The sequence below is a fragment of the Massilia sp. LMS1-1-1.1 genome (genome assembly GCF_040815535.1).
Classification (GTDB): Bacteria; Pseudomonadota; Gammaproteobacteria; order Burkholderiales; family Burkholderiaceae_D; genus Janthinobacterium; species Janthinobacterium aestuarii.
Map to the genome: position 1 here is coordinate 1 of NZ_JBFPNG010000023.1, position 15237 is coordinate 15237.

Annotated in this window: 16 protein-coding genes and 1 rRNA gene; 10 read left to right on the forward strand and 7 right to left on the reverse strand. The window is 62.3% G+C overall.

What is annotated here, in order from left to right; genetic code table 11:
• Both MRBLMS1_RS14990 and MRBLMS1_RS14995 read right to left on the reverse strand, forming a co-directional pair.
• A 16S ribosomal RNA gene (locus MRBLMS1_RS14990) occupies positions 1–109 on the reverse strand; the annotation flags it as partial.
• 376 nt (positions 110–485) lie between these two features.
• Entirely contained in the window at positions 486–1262 is a 777-nt protein-coding gene (locus MRBLMS1_RS14995) for an enoyl-CoA hydratase (RefSeq protein ID WP_139092644.1), read from the reverse strand.
• Positions 1263–1338: 76 nt separating this feature from the next.
• Between MRBLMS1_RS14995 and MRBLMS1_RS15000 the strand changes: the two genes are divergently transcribed.
• Both MRBLMS1_RS15000 and MRBLMS1_RS15005 read left to right on the forward strand, forming a co-directional pair.
• A complete protein-coding gene (locus tag MRBLMS1_RS15000) occupies positions 1339–2640 on the forward strand; it encodes an MFS transporter (RefSeq protein WP_223279143.1) in 1302 nt (433 codons plus the stop codon).
• A gap of 137 nt (positions 2641–2777) precedes the next feature.
• Positions 2778–3215, forward strand: a complete 438-nt coding sequence (locus tag MRBLMS1_RS15005; RefSeq protein ID WP_034753546.1) for a universal stress protein — start codon at positions 2778–2780, stop codon at positions 3213–3215.
• 32 nt (positions 3216–3247) lie between these two features.
• Here MRBLMS1_RS15005 and mltA read toward each other — a convergent pair whose 3' ends face one another.
• Positions 3248–4474 carry a murein transglycosylase A gene (gene mltA, locus MRBLMS1_RS15010; protein WP_485880125.1) on the reverse strand — a complete coding sequence of 409 codons (1227 nt, stop codon included), beginning with the start codon at positions 4472–4474 and terminating at the stop codon, positions 3248–3250.
• Between the two features lie 49 nt (positions 4475–4523).
• Here mltA and MRBLMS1_RS15015 point away from each other — a divergent pair, with 49 nt between their 5' ends.
• On the forward strand, positions 4524–4670 hold the full coding sequence (locus tag MRBLMS1_RS15015; RefSeq protein WP_485880127.1) for a hypothetical protein: 147 nt from the start codon (positions 4524–4526) through the stop codon (positions 4668–4670).
• Between the two features lie 25 nt (positions 4671–4695).
• Here MRBLMS1_RS15015 and apaG read toward each other — a convergent pair whose 3' ends face one another.
• Positions 4696–5070, reverse strand: a complete 375-nt coding sequence (gene apaG, locus MRBLMS1_RS15020; protein WP_034753698.1) for a Co2+/Mg2+ efflux protein ApaG — start codon at positions 5068–5070, stop codon at positions 4696–4698.
• Positions 5071–5234: 164 nt separating this feature from the next.
• Between apaG and rpe the strand changes: the two genes are divergently transcribed.
• From rpe to MRBLMS1_RS15055, 7 genes are all read left to right on the forward strand, one after another.
• Complete coding sequence (gene rpe, locus MRBLMS1_RS15025; protein ID WP_485880129.1) at positions 5235–5909, forward strand: ribulose-phosphate 3-epimerase; 675 nt, start codon at positions 5235–5237, stop codon at positions 5907–5909.
• Positions 5909–6613, forward strand: a complete 705-nt coding sequence (locus MRBLMS1_RS15030) for a phosphoglycolate phosphatase (RefSeq protein ID WP_319992283.1) — start codon at positions 5909–5911, stop codon at positions 6611–6613. Before rpe ends, MRBLMS1_RS15030 begins: the two co-directional genes overlap by 1 nt.
• A gap of 269 nt (positions 6614–6882) precedes the next feature.
• Complete coding sequence (trpE, locus tag MRBLMS1_RS15035) at positions 6883–8379, forward strand: anthranilate synthase component I (RefSeq protein ID WP_485880131.1); 1497 nt, start codon at positions 6883–6885, stop codon at positions 8377–8379.
• 1 nt (position 8380) lies between these two features.
• On the forward strand, positions 8381–8944 hold the full coding sequence (locus MRBLMS1_RS15040; protein WP_092719017.1) for an aminodeoxychorismate/anthranilate synthase component II: 564 nt from the start codon (positions 8381–8383) through the stop codon (positions 8942–8944).
• Between the two features lie 65 nt (positions 8945–9009).
• Positions 9010–10053 (forward strand): anthranilate phosphoribosyltransferase, encoded by a 1044-nt coding sequence (gene trpD, locus MRBLMS1_RS15045; protein WP_034753540.1) that lies wholly within the window; start codon positions 9010–9012, stop codon positions 10051–10053.
• A gap of 34 nt (positions 10054–10087) precedes the next feature.
• On the forward strand, positions 10088–10888 hold the full coding sequence (gene trpC, locus MRBLMS1_RS15050; RefSeq protein WP_456148437.1) for an indole-3-glycerol phosphate synthase TrpC: 801 nt from the start codon (positions 10088–10090) through the stop codon (positions 10886–10888).
• 20 nt (positions 10889–10908) lie between these two features.
• Positions 10909–11373, forward strand: a complete 465-nt coding sequence (locus tag MRBLMS1_RS15055; RefSeq protein ID WP_139092641.1) for a hypothetical protein — start codon at positions 10909–10911, stop codon at positions 11371–11373.
• On the opposite strand, the gene MRBLMS1_RS15060 is transcribed toward MRBLMS1_RS15055, so the two are convergent.
• From MRBLMS1_RS15060 to MRBLMS1_RS15070, 3 genes are all read right to left on the reverse strand, one after another.
• Complete coding sequence (locus tag MRBLMS1_RS15060; RefSeq protein ID WP_485880135.1) at positions 11324–12526, reverse strand: GGDEF domain-containing protein; 1203 nt, start codon at positions 12524–12526, stop codon at positions 11324–11326. The two genes, MRBLMS1_RS15055 and MRBLMS1_RS15060, sit on opposite strands and share 50 nt — an antisense overlap.
• 187 nt (positions 12527–12713) lie before the next feature.
• Positions 12714–14594, reverse strand: coding sequence for a M61 family metallopeptidase (locus MRBLMS1_RS15065; protein WP_485880137.1), 1881 nt, complete (start codon positions 14592–14594; stop codon positions 12714–12716).
• 27 nt (positions 14595–14621) lie between these two features.
• Positions 14622–15230, reverse strand: coding sequence for a nucleotidyltransferase family protein (locus tag MRBLMS1_RS15070; RefSeq protein WP_456148435.1), 609 nt, complete (start codon positions 15228–15230; stop codon positions 14622–14624).
• Positions 15231–15237 lie beyond the last annotated feature (7 nt).

The following is a 15237-nucleotide window of genomic DNA, read 5'->3' on the forward strand; positions in this document are numbered from 1 at the left end:
CACCCGTTCGCCACTCGCCACCAGAGCAAGCTCCGTGCTGCCGTTCGACTTGCATGTGTAAGGCATGCCGCCAGCGTTCAATCTGAGCCAGGATCAAACTCTTCAGTTTAATCTCTGTTACTTTGCCATTTTATTGGCACCGTCTTGCGACGGGTCGCTCACTCAAAAAACTGACAGGCCACTACTTTCGTAGCGCCTATTTCATTATTTCTTGTGAACATTTGATATTTTAAGTATTACGACAATCCGAAGATCATCGCTGCACTACATCAAATGCCCACACTTATCGACTGTTAATTGTTAAAGAACTGTATTCGGTACTGCTTTCGCGCTATCGACAAAGCGTTGTGTTTGTCAGCTGCGAAGAAGGAAGAGTATGAAGCGTTTGCAGCATTTCGTCAACCTTCTTTTTCTACTACCCAGCCCCTGAAGGCCGTCCCTTTTGTGCCGCAAACCAGTGCGTCTCATCGGGGAGGCGAATCATATCAAAGACCATCGAAGTTTGGCAAGCGCTTTTCAAGGAAAGCGTGCATGCCTTCTTTTTGCGCAGGCGTACCGAAGGCAGCCTGGAACAAACGACGCTCGTAGGCGACACCATCGGTCAATGTCGTTTCAAACGCGCGGTTGACGCAATCCTTGATCATCATGGCAACCGAGGTCGGCATGGCGGCGATGGTCTTGGCGGCGGCCAGGGTTTCTTCCAGCAATTTGTCAGCCGGCACCACGCGCGACACGAGGCCGATGCGTTCCGCCTCGGTAGCATCGATGGTGCGCGCCGTCAGCAACAGATCCATGGCCTTGGCCTTGCCGATGGCGCGCGGCAAACGCTGCGTGCCGCCCGCCCCCGGCGTGACGCCGACCTTGATTTCCGGCTGGCCGAATTTGGCGCTGTCGGCGGCGATCAGGAAATCGCACATCATGGCCAGTTCGCAGCCGCCACCGAGCGCATAGCCGGCCACAGCGCCCACCACCGGTTTGCGCACGCGCAAGATATGCTCCCAGTTGCGGCTGATGTAGCCCTGGGCATAGGTATCCGGGTAGGTGTAATCGGCCATGGCGGCGATATCGGCGCCGGCGGCAAATGCTTTTTCGCTGCCCGTGAGGACGATGCAGCCGATACTCTCGTCGGCATCGAACTTCAGCAAGGCGTCGCCCAGCTCATTCATCATGTTCTCATTCAAGGCATTGAGCGCCTTGGGGCGGTTCAGGCGGATGACCGCCACTTTGTCCTGGATATCGATGATCAGGTCTTCGTATTGCATGGTGTCTCCTCTCGATGAACGGTGCAACGATTGTAGCGGCTAACGGCAGCGGCGCGGCAGGTGCGCTGCTATTATTGTGAGCCCGATCTTTTTTATCGAGCAGCATATTTTCTCCTCCCTCTTCCAGTATTGCGCCCACTACCTGCGCGGCGACGGCAGCGCCGCCAGCGTCAACTTCCGCCGCCTGTGGTTCAGCAACGGCCTCAATTGCTTCGGCGCCCAGATCACCTCGCTGGCCCTGCCCCTGTGCGCGGTGCTCTTGCTGCATGCGACGCCGGAACAGATGGGCGTGCTGGTTGCGCTGCAGGCGCTGCCGTTCGCCCTCTTCGGCTTGCCCGTCGGCGTGCTGCTGGACCGGCGCAGCAAGCACCCGATCATGCTGTTCAGCGAAAGCATGTCGGGCCTGGCCCTGGCCAGCGTCGCCGTGGCTTACTGGTGCGGCGTGCTGTCGATGCCATGGTTATATATAGTGGGCTTCATCATCGGCACGGGCTTCGTCGTCGGTGGCGGCGCCGAACAGGTGTTTCTGACTTTCCTCGTGGGCCGCGATGGCTTGATCGATGCGCAGTCGAAATTTGCCGCCACCGAATCGGCTTCGCGCCTGATCGGTCCCGGCCTGGCCGGCGTGCTGGTGCAAGTGCTGTCGGCGCCCGTCGCCATCCTGTGCACGGCGTGCGGCTATCTGATTTCGGTTTGCAATTTGCGCGCCATGAGCGTGCGCGACCCGCGCCCTGCTCCATCCGACAAGCACGCCTTGCGCGACATCGCCGACGGCTTGCTGTTCGTCTGGCGCGAACCGCTGCTGCGCGCGCTGGCCTGGGGCGCCGGCATCTGGCACTTCCTGTTTTACGCCAGCATGGCCTTGACGGTGCTGTTCGCCACACGCGACCTGGGCATGAGTCCGGGCGTGCTGGGCATGACGCAGATGCTCGGCGGCGCCGGCGTCCTGCTCAGCGCCTTCATCGTCAAGCCCTTGACGAAGCGCTATGGCGCCGGCCGCACCATCCTGATCGGCCTGGCATCGACCTCGCTCTGTTTTGCCCTGACGCCCACGATACCCGCCGCGCTGTTCGGCAGCGCGGCCGCCAGCGCCGTGGCGTATGCCATCTTGATGTTCTTTTTCGATTGCGGCGTGATGCTGTTCTTTATTCCCTACCTGGGCTTGCGCCAGAAAGTCACACCCGACCCCATGCTGGGTCGCATGACGTCGACCATGCGCTTCCTGACGGTGGCCACGGCGCCGCTGGGTGCGCTGGCCGCCGGCTGGATAGCGGAACATTTTGGCGTGCGCAATGGCCTGGCCTGCATCGCGGCCGGCAGCATCGTGTTGACGGTGGCCATGGTGTGGGGCACGCCGCTGCGTAGCGTGCGCACCTGAAGCGGTGAACGGGAATACACTGGCAAAAGATTGCCTTGGCGACACTATTCACGCCAAAGCCTGTGAGGTTTGATTTATATCAAGGTTTTAATTGATGTAAATCCATAAGCTGTCTTACATCACTTGAGGAGCACGCTATGTTTAACACCATCTTATTTCCCACCGACGGCTCGCCGCTGTCCGACAAAGCCGCCGAGACCGCCCTCGCCTTCGCCCAATTGAACAAGGCCAAACTGGTCGCCATCAGCGTGGTGCAGCCGTTTCCGTTCTCGCCGATGGCGGACGGCGGCATCGTGCTCGACGCCAGCCTGTATGAACAGCAGATGCAGGAAGCGTCCCAACGCGCCATCGACAAGATCGGCGAAGCGGCGCGCGCCGCCGGCGTACCTTTCGAAGGCGTGGTCGCCGTGTCGCCAAGCCCGCACGATGAAATCGTCAATGCAGCGCAAACCTACCATTGCGACATCATCCTGATGGCCTCGCATGGCCGCAAGGGCTTGAACAAGCTGTTCGTGGGCAGCGAAACGCAAAAAGTGCTGGCGCATACCCACTTGCCAGTGATGGTCTTGCGCTAAGCGACACCACGAACTGCCCGGCGACGCTTTCCCTAGCGCGCCGGCGCCTGCTTCGGCAACAACACCCACACGGCGCCGCTCTGCTTCATGCGGCCCGCATTCTCGGCCGCTTCCGCGCCAAAACCAAAGAAGTAATCAACACGGATAGGCCCGCGAATGGCGCCGCCCGTATCCTGCGCCATCACCAGGCGCTGCATGGGAATCTCGCTATTGGCTTGCGTGGTGGACAGGAACACGGGCGCGCCCAGCGGCAAGAAGCGCGAATCGATGGCCACCGAGCGCTGCGGCGTCAATGGCACGCCCAGCGCCCCCTTCGGCCCCACTTTCGGATCGGGCAGGCGCTCTTCCTTGAAGAAGACATAGCTGGGATTGGCGTTGAACAATTCATCCTTGCGCGTGGGGTGGCCGGCGATCCACGCCTTGATGCCCTGCGCGGAGGCCTGGCTCAGGGTCAGCTCGCCCTTGTCGACCAGGTAGCGGCCGATCGATTTATACGGATGACCATTCTGGTCCGCGTACGCCACGCGCACGGTTTCCTGCGTATCGGTCAGCTGCACGCGGCCGGAGCCCTGCACCTGCAGGAAGAAGGCTTCGACTTCATCATCCACCCACAGCAATTCCTTGCCCGTGACGGACGTGGCGCGCTCGATGTCGGCGCGGGTCGCATACGGGATCACTTTCTTGCCGACCAGCTTGCCCCGCAAGCGCATGTTCTTCAATTCCGGATACACGCCGGACAAATCCACCGAGACGAGGTCGTCGGGCACCTTGTACAGCGGTGTCTGGTATGGACCGCCCCGCTTGCGCGCGCCGTGCAGCAGCGGCTCGTAGTAGCCGGTCACCAAGCCGGTACTGGCGCCATCGGCGGTGATGACTTGATTCGGCACAAAGAACGTCTCGAAGAACAGGCGGATGGCCTTGTCGCTGTCGGCATTGACCTGGCGCGCGATGGTGCACGATTCCTTCCAGTCCGGACGTTTCACAAGCACGCCGCACGAAGCCATGAAGGCGGGCCAGGCGGCGCGCATGTCGTCGCGGGCCCAGCCAGGCAAGGCGGAAAATTTGGCGGGCACGAAGGTGGGCGCCGCCACATCCGCGGCGTCCTTGGCGTCGGCCGGCTTGGCCGGAACTGGCCTGACGACGGTCGGCGCGATGGGCGGCGCCTTGCCGCTGGCAGCGGGCGGCGCGGGCGGCGTGGTACAGGCGGACAGCGCAAGCGCGACGGCGCCGACTGAAACGGGTAGACTACCGCGTGTCAACAGACGGCGGGTAAATACTAAGCTGCGGGTAAATAACATAGGGGTGCGTATGTGGATCTTGATGATAGAGGCGCTGATGGCGTTCTTCTTGCTGGCATTTATAGTCTGGTGGACCATGTATTCGGGTAAAAAACCCGTCCCACCGGCGCGCAAGCAGCTCGGCGAAGAACAGGACAGCACCGAAAAACTGAAGTAAGGGGCGCAAGCCCCCCGGCGTTGCGTCAATGCAGGGTGCGTGGCACCGACAGCACGAACTCGGGAATCGGCGCTTCAAACTGATGGCCATCTTCGGCCACGCAGAAATACTCGCCGTGCATCGAGCCTTGCGGCGTGCCCAGCATGGTGCCGCTCGTGTATTCGAACTGTTCGCCCGGCTGCAGCAGCGGCTGGTGGCCGACGGCGCCCAGGCCGCGCACCTCTTCCACCTTGTTGTTCGCATCCGTGATGACCCAGTGGCGCGAAATCAGTTGCGCGCCAGCCGTGCCCGTGTTGACGACGCGAATCGTGTAGCTGAACACGTGCCGCCCCTGGTCCGGTGCCGATTGCTCGGGCAGGTATTGCGTCTTGACCGTTACCGTAAATTCATAAGTCGCCATCGTCATTCCTATTCAGACATTGCAGTCATTATGGCGGCGCGTGTGCCGCATAGGCCACGGCGCGCCGTGTATTCTGTGTTTCATCGTGCTTCAATGAGGCATGGCAGCGGCGTCAAGCGTAAAATAGCGCATCTTCGCATTTTCTATCCTTTGGCTACTCCACCATGACTACATTCCGTATCGCTCCCAGCATCCTGTCCGCCGACTTTGCCCGCCTGGGCGAGGAAGTGCGCAACGTCGTTACCGCCGGCGCCGACATCATCCACTTCGACGTGATGGATAACCATTATGTGCCGAACCTGACCATCGGCCCGCTGGTGTGCGAAGCGATCCGCCCGCACGTGCAAGTGCCCATCGACGTGCACCTGATGGTCAAGCCTGTCGATCGCATTATCCCGGATTTCGCCAAGGCTGGCGCGAACATCATCACCTTTCACCCGGAAGCGTCGGATCACGTCGACCGTTCCTTGCAGCTGATCCGCGACAATGGCTGCAAATCGGGCCTGGTATTCAACCCGGGCACGCCGCTGCACTACCTGGAACACGTGATGGACAAGATCGACATCATCCTGATCATGTCCGTCAATCCAGGCTTCGGCGGCCAGTCCTTCATCCCGCAGGCGCTGAAGAAAATCGCCGAAGCGCGCCGCATGATCGACGAATCGGGCCGTGACATCATGCTGGAAGTCGATGGCGGCATCAAGATCAACAACATCGCCGCTGCCGCCGCTGCCGGCGCCGACACCTTTGTCGCCGGCTCGGCCATCTTCGGCAAGCCAGACTACAAAGCCGTCATCGACGCCATGCGCGCCGAGCTGGCAGCCGTCAAGGGCGCCTGATGCAAGCGGGCACGGTGAAAGACCACGTACTGGCCGGCGTGCGCGCCGCCATCATCGACCTCGATGGCACGATGCTCGACACCGTGCCCGATTTTCATGTCGCCATCAACGGCATGCGCGCGGAACTGGACCTGGCACCCATCAGCGCCGACGCCATCAAACTGATGGTGGGCAAGGGCTCGGAAAACCTGATCCGCACCGTGCTGGCGCTCGACTTCGATGCGGCCGGCGTGGAACAGCGTTTCGAGCAGGCGATGGACGGCTACCAGCGCCACTACCTGGCCATCAACGGCCAGTTCAGCACCCTGTATCCGGACGTGGAAGCGGGACTGGCGGCGATGAAGGCGGCGGGCTTGCGCCTGGCCTGCGTCACCAACAAGCCGATCGCCTTCGCCCTGCCCCTGCTGAAGCAGAAAAATCTCGACCAATATTTCGAGATCGTCTACGGCGGCGATTCGCTGCCGAGGAAGAAGCCGGACCCGATGCCGCTGCTGCAAGTGTGCGCGGATTTCGACCTGGCGCCCGCCAAAGTGGTGGCCATCGGCGACTCCTCGAATGACGCGCAAGCGGCCAGGGCTGCGGCTTGCCCCGTACTGACGGTACCGTATGGCTACAATCACGGACACTCTATACACGATACCGATTCCGATGGTATAGTAAAGACACTGCTCGAAGCAGCCCGTTTTATTAGCATGCAAAACTAACCGGCATACTGACCAAACCCACCACCATATCGTGAACACGTTTCTCATCAAAAAACACAATGTCACCCAAACCGGCTCGATTGAGGCCTGGCTTTGGCGACGCTGGCAATCCTGGCAGGCTTAAGGGCCGAGCCGTTACGATTGCTGCCGGCTGCACCCGTATAGTTTGCGCACATTGCGCATGTTGCGTGCCCCGGCAAGTTTTTTGATAACCCACCGCAGGGTTTGTGCACCATGCACACGCATACCCTGACGGCATGGAGAGAAACATGACCGAACTCGAATTCAAATCGCTGGCCCAGCAAGGCTACAACCGCATCCCCCTGATCGCGGAAGCGTTCGCCGACCTGGAAACACCGCTCACCCTGTACCTGAAACTGGCACAGGCCCAGCAAGGCGGCAAGAACACCTTTTTGCTTGAATCCGTCGTCGGCGGCGAACGCTTCGGCCGCTATTCCTTCATCGGCTTGCCCGCCACGACCGTGTTGCGCAGCCATGGCAAGCGCACCGAAATCGTCAAGAACGGCGTCGTGATCGAAGAGCACGAAGGCAATCCGCTCGACTTCATCGAACAGTACCAGTCGCGCTTCAAGGTCGCCCTGCGCCCCGGCATGCCGCGCTTCTGCGGCGGCCTGGCCGGCTACTTCGGCTACGACACCGTGCGCCACATCGAGAAAAAACTGGCCGGCGGCGCGCCGAAAGATGACTTGAAGCTGCCCGACATCCAGCTGATGGTGACGGAAGAACTGGCCGTCATCGACAACCTGTCCGGCAAGCTCTACCTGATCGTCTACGCCGATACGACACAGCCCGAGTCGTTTTCGAAAGCGCAGCAGCGCCTGAAGGATTTGCGCATGATGCTGCGCCGCGGTGTCGATGCGCCCGTCACCAGCGCTTCCGTGCGCACGGAAACCATCCGCGACTTTTCCAAGGAAGACTATCTGAAGGCCGTCGCCAAGGCGCATGAATACGTGATGGCGGGCGACCTGATGCAGGTGCAGATCGGCCAGCGCATCCGCAAACCGTATGTCGACTCGCCGCTGACTTTGTACCGCGCCTTGCGTTCGCTCAACCCATCGCCGTATATGTACTTCTATAATTTCGGCGACATGCAGATCATCGGCGCCTCGCCCGAGATTTTGGTGCGCAACGAGAACACGGCCGGTGGCGGCAAGAAAGTCACCCTGCGCCCCATCGCTGGCACCCGTCCGCGCGGCGCCACGCCGGAGAGCGACGCCGCGCTGTCAGCCGAGCTGCTGGCCGATCCGAAAGAAATCGCCGAGCACGTGATGCTGATCGACCTGGCGCGCAACGACATCGGCCGCATTGCGGAGACGGGCAGCGTGCACGTCACCGACCGCATGGTCATCGAAAAATACTCGCACGTGCAGCACATCGTCTCGAACGTGGAAGGCACCTTGAAGAAAGGCTTGTCGAACCTCGACGTACTGCGCGCGACCTTCCCCGCCGGCACCCTGACGGGCGCGCCGAAAGTGCGCGCCATGGAAGTGATCGACGAACTGGAAATCACCAAGCGCGGCATCTACGGCGGCGCCTGCGGCTACCTGTCGTTTGGCGGCGAAATGGACGTGGCGATCGCCATCCGCACGGGCGTGGTCAAGGACGGCATGTTGTACGTGCAGGCCGCGGCCGGCATCGTGGCCGACTCCATTCCCGAAATGGAATGGCAGGAAACGGAAAACAAGGCGCGCGCCGTACTGCGCGCCGCCGAACAAGTGCAAGATGGCCTGGATGGAGGGTTTTAAGATGCTGCTCATGATCGACAACTACGACTCCTTCACCTACAACATCGTGCAGTATTTCGGCGAGCTGGGCGAAGACGTGCGGGTCTACCGCAACGATGAAATCACGATCGAACAGATCGAGGCGCTGAACCCGGACCGCATCTGCATCTCGCCCGGCCCGAAAGCGCCAGCGCAGGCGGGCATTTCGGTGGAAGTGCTCAAGCACTTCGCCGGCAAGAAGCCGATACTGGGCGTGTGCCTGGGCCACCAGGCCATCGGCGAAGCGTTTGGCGGCAAGGTCATCCGCGCCAAGCAAGTCATGCATGGCAAGACTTCCCTCATCGCGCATACGGGCGTGGGCGTCTTCAAAGGCTTGCCCAGCCCCTTCACAGTGATCCGCTACCACTCTTTGGCGATCGAACGCGCCTCGCTGCCTTCCTGCCTGGAAGTGACGGCGTGGACGGACGACGGCGAAATCATGGGCGTGCGCCACCGGGAATACGATATCGAGGGCGTGCAGTTCCACCCCGAATCGATCCTCTCGGAACACGGCCACGCCCTGCTGAAGAATTTTCTCGAGCGCTGATCCCATGCGCACGCTCCGGCGTGCCATCAGTGTCCTCCTGCGCCATCATTGAAGAAGGAAGCATCATGCCGATCACACCACAAGAAGCCCTGCTGCGCTGCATCGAACACCGCGAGATCTTTCACGACGAAATGCTGTACCTTTTCCGCCAGATCATGTCCGGCGAAATGTCGCCCACCATGATCGCGGCCCTCACCATGGGCTTGCGCGTGAAAAAGGAAACCATCGGCGAAATCGCCGCCGCCGCGCAAGTGATGCGCGAGTTTTCCACCAAGGTGCCCATGGCCGACACCACCAACCTGCTCGACATCGTCGGCACGGGCGGCGACGGCGCGCACACATTCAACATTTCCACCGCCTCGATGTTCGTGGCGGCGGCGGCCGGCGCGCGCGTGGCCAAGCATGGCGGGCGCAGCGTCTCATCCTCGTCCGGCAGCGCCGACGTGCTGGACTCCCTGGGCGTCAACATCAACCTGCAGCCCGAGCAGATCGCCCAGTCGATCGCGCAAACGGGCATCGGCTTCATGTACGCACCGAACCACCATGCGGCCATGAAGCATGCGGCGCCCGTGCGCAAGGAGCTGGGCGTGCGCACGATTTTCAATATCCTCGGGCCGCTGACGAATCCGGCCGGCGCGCCGAACATCTTGATGGGCGTGTTCCACGCCGACCTGGTCGGCATCCAGGTGCGTGTGCTGCAGCGCCTGGGCGCGCAGCATGCGATCGTCGTATATGGCCGCGACAATATGGATGAAGTGTCGCTCGGCGCCTCTACCCTCGTCGGTGAGCTGGTCAACGGCGAAATCCGCGAATATGAAATCCATCCGGAAGACTTCGGCATGTCGATGATCGCCAGCCGCAACCTGAAAGTGGCCGATTCCACCGAATCGAAAGCGAAGATGATGGAAGCGCTGCGCGGCGAGCCCGGTGCCGCTGCCGACATCGTCGCCCTGAACGCGGGCACGGCGCTGTATGCAGCCGGCGTGGCCAGCTCGATCGAAGACGGCCTGGCGCGCGCGCGCACCGCCGTCAGCTCGGGCGCCGCGCTGGCGAAACTCGACCAATTCGTGCAGGTGACGCAGCAGCTGGGCACCCCGGCGCAAGCGTAAGTCCTCCGCCCTCCTTTATAGAATAGCGACCATCATGTCAGACATACTCGATAAAATCCTGGCCGTCAAAGCCGATGAAGTGGCCAAGGCCAAAGCCCGCCGCAGCCTGGCCAGCCTGCGCGGCGACGTGGAAAGCGACAGCGCACTGCGCGCCGGCTTGCGCGGCTTTGAAGCAAGCCTGCGCCAGCACATCGCCGCCGGCAAGCCCGGCATCATCGCAGAAGTGAAAAAAGCATCGCCGTCGAAAGGCGTGATCCGCGCCGACTTCCGCCCCGCAGACATCGCCGCCAGCTATGCCCAGCACGGCGCGGCTTGCCTGTCCGTGCTGACCGACGAGCAGTTCTTCCAGGGCAGCGTGGAGTATCTGCAGCAGGCGCGCGCCGCCTGCGCCATCCCCGTGCTGCGCAAGGATTTCATGGTCGACATGTACCAGATCTATGAAGCGCGGGCCATGGGCGCCGACTGCATCCTCCTGATCGTCGCGGCGCTCGACCATGGCTTGATGGCGGAGATGGAAGCGTGCGCCCACGAACTGGGCATGGGCGTGCTGATCGAAAGCCACGACGGCGACGAACTGACGGCGGCCCTCAAGCTCAAGAGCGCGCTGATCGGCATCAACAACCGCAACCTGCGCACGTTCGAGACGTCGCTGGAAACGACACTCGGCCTGCTGCCGCGCATCCCGCAAGACAAATTGATCATCACGGAATCGGGCATCCACAGCACGGCCGACGTACAGCGCATGCGCGATGCGCACATCCACAGCTTCCTCGTGGGCGAAGCGTTCATGCGTGCGCCAGACCCCGGCGTGGAACTGGAGCGCCTGTTCAGCTAAACCATGGTAGGCTGGCAGCCATGAGACACGCGATCACCGTCCTTGCCGCCGCCAGCCTGCTGGCAGCCTGCCAAAGTACGCCGCCACCAGCGGTGAACGCCCCCACGTCCACGCCCCCTCGCACGCCGGCCGCGATACAGCTGGCCGCCAGCATCGACGCCTACAAATCGCTGGTGGCGCAGCAGATCATGGCGGCCAACGCAGAATACACGTTCAGCGGGCGCCTGCCGCCCATGCTGCCGGCCATCGTCGTGCTCGACCTGAGCGTGGGCCCTGACGGCGAACTGAAAAGCGTGCACGTGCACCGTTCGCGCAACAGCGAAGCATCGGCCGCCGCGCTGGCCGCCGTGCGGCGCGTGCAAAACGCGTTTCCACCGGCCGGGCACCTGATGCGCCGCCACGCCCGGACCTTCGATTTTTCCGAAACCTTCCTGTTCAACGACCAGTACCGCTTCCAGCTGCGGACATTGTCCGGCCCTCAGTAACCGCGCACGCATCGAGTTCGATACGGTCGCGTCCCCGCTCCTTGGCCAGGTACAGGGCCGCATCGGCGCGCGACAGCAACTGTTCCAGCCCCTCCACCACCGATGCCTGGCAAGCGACGCCGATGCTGACCGTACACGGCGGCAGGCCCGCATGACTGGGCTCGTGCAGCAAGGCCCGGATGCGTTCGGCCACGCCCAGCGCGTTATGCGCCGGCATGTCCGGCATCAGCACGACGAACTCCTCGCCGCCGAAACGCGCCACGCAATCCGATTCGCGCAAGGCGCTGCCGATGACCGTGGCCACGTGCGCCAGCACCTGGTCGCCCACCGCGTGACCGTAGCGGTCATTGATCAATTTGAAGTAATCGAGGTCGATGCTGAGCAGTGTCAGCGGCAAACGGCGCCGCCGCAGATTGCCTGTCTCGCGCGCATAGGCGTCGCCAAAGCCGCGCCGGTTCAGCACCTGCGTCAACGGATCGTGGGTCGAACGGCGCTCCAGTATCTGCTGCAGGCGCCGCGTGGCCACCGTCATGAAGCCCACCGTCAGCAGCAGCGCCATGAAATTGGCGACCGCCAGATAGATGCCGGCCGGCGTGCCGGCCACTATCAGGTTCACGCTGGCGCCGCCATGCAGCAAGGCCGACACGCCGCGCGCCAGCACCACGACGGCTTGCATCAGCATCAGCGCGCCAAAGAAAAAACTGGAAAAGTGGCGCTCGCCATGGCGCCACACCAGCTGCACCTGGCGCGCGTAAAACAGGAAGACCAGCAGGGAAAAGACCGCCACGCGCACCGAGAAATCGGGGCGCGCCAGCAGCCACCAGCTATTGCCGGCGATGGCCAGTGCAAGTATCAGCAGATAGGCGCGGCGGCTGGGCGCCAGGCCGAAGAATTTCTCCGTGCCCAGCATCGACAGGCCGATGCCGGCCACCAGCGTCGCGTTGGCCGCCATCATGGACAATGCCGGCGGCAGCACCTCGCGGGTGCCGAACAGCAGGGATGCGCACACCAGCAACAGCAGACCGGCCGCCCAATGCCCGAGGCCCTGCACCTCGCGCCGGAAGCTGCGATACACCGAGAACATGACGATGCTCATCGCCCCGCACATCAGGGTCGTCATCAGCATGATGGTTCGAGGATCGAGGGTTTGCACGTTGGGCGCGATCTAAAAGAAGCAGTTCGGCAATTTTAGTTTAGTTAAGGAAAAATTAGTTCATATGCAGTAAATAATGATGGCAAGACACCAATGCCGGCGGATACGCTGCATTGAGAAATTGCAGCCTGAAATAGAAAACCGGCCAGTGACGGCCGGTTCTCTGTCTTACCGCGTGACGAACAGCTTATACAGCGCTAGGACGCTTCGGTCCCGTGGCTTTCTTTGGCGCCGGCAGCAGGGCCAGGCTGACGCCCGGCACGCGGTCGCCCTGCAGCACGGCAGCGAACGTCATCAGCTCGTCGCGGCGGAACGCGTGGATGGCCACCCTGGCGCCAACGGCGTAGCGGCCCAGCAGGGTGTCCAGGTTGGTGCCCGTCACGCGCAAGCCATCGACGGCCACCAGCACGTCGCCCGCCGACAGGCCGGCTGCGTGGGCGGCGCCGCCCTGGTGCACCTGTGCCAGTTTGGCGTCGTTGCCGTCGCGGCCCAGGTTGACGTCCAGGCTGGCTTTTTCCGCCTTGCGCGCGTCGCTGTATTTCACGCCGAACGGTGCCAGCATGCGTGCCAGCGGCACGTCGTCCGTGCCGCGGATGTAGCGCTCGAAGAACGGCTTCATGCGCGTGCCGGAAACTTCATCGAACAGGGCTTCGACTTCGGCCGGCGTCACGCCGCGCGCTTTGCCCTTGTAGAAATCGCGGCCATAGCGCTGCCACAGCGCCTGCATCACGTCATCCAGCGATTTCTCGCCGTTCGTCTTCGTGCGGATCGTCAGGTCGAAGGCCAACGCGATCAGCGAACCCTTGGTGTAGTAGCTGACGATGGCGTTCGGCGCGTTTTCATCCTGGCGGTAGTACTTGCCCCAGGCGTCGAAGCTGGAATCGGCCACGCTTTGCTTGGTGCGGCCGCTGCCGCGCAAGACGCTGTTGACGGTTTTTCCGAGCAGCTTGAAATAGGCCGCTTCGTCGATCAGGCCCGCGCGCACCAGCATCAGGTCATCGTAATAGCTGGTGAAGCCTTCGAACAGCCACAGCAGCGGCGAGTAGCTTTCCGCCTGCAGGTTGTACGGCGCAAAGGCGGCCGGCTTGATGCGCTTGACGTTCCAGGTGTGGAAGTACTCGTGGCTGCACAGGCCCAGGAATTTCAGGTAGCCGTCGCCGATCTCGGTGCCGTTTGACGCCGTCGTCGGCAAGTCGGCGCGCGCGCAGATCAGCGCCGTCGAGGCGCGGTGTTCGAGGCCGCCGTAACCGTCGCCGACGGCCATGGTCATGAACACATAACGGTCCATCGGCGCCTTCTTTGTCTTCGGCTCGAAGAAGGCGATCTGCGTTTCGCAGATGGCTTTCAGGTCGCGGCATAAACGGTCCAGGTCCAGGTTCGGTACCTTGCCCGTGACGACGATATCGTGCGGCACGCCATGCGCGGTGAAGGTGGCCAGCGCGAAGTCGCCCATCTCCACCGGGTGGTCGATCAATTCATCATAGTTGGCTGCCTGGTAGCTGCCGAAGCCATAGCGCTTCGCTTTCAGCTCCGGCAAGGTGGTGGCCACTTTCCAGGTCTTGCAGGCCGCATCCTTGGGCTGCACGATGTGCACTTCATGGGCGTCGGATTCCTGGCCCAGCACGCGCAGGAACACGCTGGTGCCGTTGAAGAAACCATGATTCTGGTCCAGGTGGGCGGCGCGCACGGACAAATCCCACGCATATACGTCGTATTCGACCGTCAACGGGCCCTTGCACGGGGCGGCTTGCCACGAGTGCTTGTCCAGTTTGGTCAGCGCCACGTCCTTGCCTTCGGACTCGGCGCGGATGCTGACGATGTTGCGCGAAAATTCGCGGATCATGTAGCTGCCCGGGATCCAGGCCGGCAGGGACAGCACCTGGCCGATGGCGGCCGGCGACTTGACGGTCAACGTCACCTTGAACATGTGGCCGGCCAGGTCCGCTGCGGCGATGCTGTAGATGATGCCGGCGGCCGGTACGGCTTTCGTCTTGGTTTTCGCAACGGCTTTGCTTGTGGCATTGCCGGAGGCTTTTGCGGTGATTTTTTTAATCGGTGCTTTCTTCATGTTTTCCTCGTGTCTGGCATGGATATTCTACAATCGCCCGGGCGCGCCATGCACCGGCGACAAATCGTCAGGTGTATCAATATCGCGCAAGATGCCGCCGTCGTCCACTGTCACTTCGCATACGGCATGGCTGTTGACGATGCTGCGCGCGCCCTGGTCGCCATCGAGCGCCAGCAGCAGCGGCAAGTGATAGGCGCCAAACGCGACAGGATTGCCGCGCCGTCCCTCGAACACGGGCACGGCGATGTGCGCGCCATCGCCAATGGCTTGCGACAAGGCGGCGATTGTAGCCGCTTCCACGAAAGGCATGTCGCCCAAGGCGATCAGCCAGCCCGGCGCGCCGCGCACGTAATCGATGGCGCAGGTGAGCGAGGCGGCCATGCCCGTGTCGGCGTCATGGCAGACGCGCACTTCGCAGCCCAGCGCGCCGAGCACGCGCGCCACCTGCGTATCGTCTGCGCGCACCACGGCCAGCACGCGCGGCAAGGCGGCCAGCATGGCTTTTGCTGCCGCCACCACCACGGGCAAGCCCGCATGCGGGCCTTCGGCCAGCGGCTGTAATAATTTATTCTGTATGCCGGAAGGGTCGAACCTGCGTCCCCTTCCGGCTGCCAGCAAGATGCCGACCGTACTCAAAAAACCG

Bases quoted from the DNA above. Each gene is read 5' to 3' on its own strand.
- trpE (WP_485880131.1), top strand. From the start codon at position 6,883: ATGACCGAACTCGAATTCAAATCGCTGGCCCAGCAAGGCTACAACCGC.
- MRBLMS1_RS15065 (WP_485880137.1), bottom strand. From the start codon at position 14,594: ATGAAGAAAGCACCGATTAAAAAAATCACCGCAAAAGCCTCCGGCAAT.
- MRBLMS1_RS15005 (WP_034753546.1), top strand. From the start codon at position 2,778: ATGTTTAACACCATCTTATTTCCCACCGACGGCTCGCCGCTGTCCGAC.
- trpC (WP_456148437.1), top strand. From the start codon at position 10,088: ATGTCAGACATACTCGATAAAATCCTGGCCGTCAAAGCCGATGAAGTG.
- MRBLMS1_RS15040 (WP_092719017.1), top strand. From the start codon at position 8,381: ATGCTGCTCATGATCGACAACTACGACTCCTTCACCTACAACATCGTG.
- MRBLMS1_RS15055 (WP_139092641.1), top strand. From the start codon at position 10,909: ATGAGACACGCGATCACCGTCCTTGCCGCCGCCAGCCTGCTGGCAGCC.
- rpe (WP_485880129.1), top strand. From the start codon at position 5,235: ATGACTACATTCCGTATCGCTCCCAGCATCCTGTCCGCCGACTTTGCC.
- apaG (WP_034753698.1), bottom strand. From the start codon at position 5,070: ATGGCGACTTATGAATTTACGGTAACGGTCAAGACGCAATACCTGCCC.
- trpD (WP_034753540.1), top strand. From the start codon at position 9,010: ATGCCGATCACACCACAAGAAGCCCTGCTGCGCTGCATCGAACACCGC.
- MRBLMS1_RS15030 (WP_319992283.1), top strand. From the start codon at position 5,909: ATGCAAGCGGGCACGGTGAAAGACCACGTACTGGCCGGCGTGCGCGCC.
- MRBLMS1_RS15015 (WP_485880127.1), top strand. From the start codon at position 4,524: ATGTGGATCTTGATGATAGAGGCGCTGATGGCGTTCTTCTTGCTGGCA.
- MRBLMS1_RS14995 (WP_139092644.1), bottom strand. From the start codon at position 1,262: ATGCAATACGAAGACCTGATCATCGATATCCAGGACAAAGTGGCGGTC.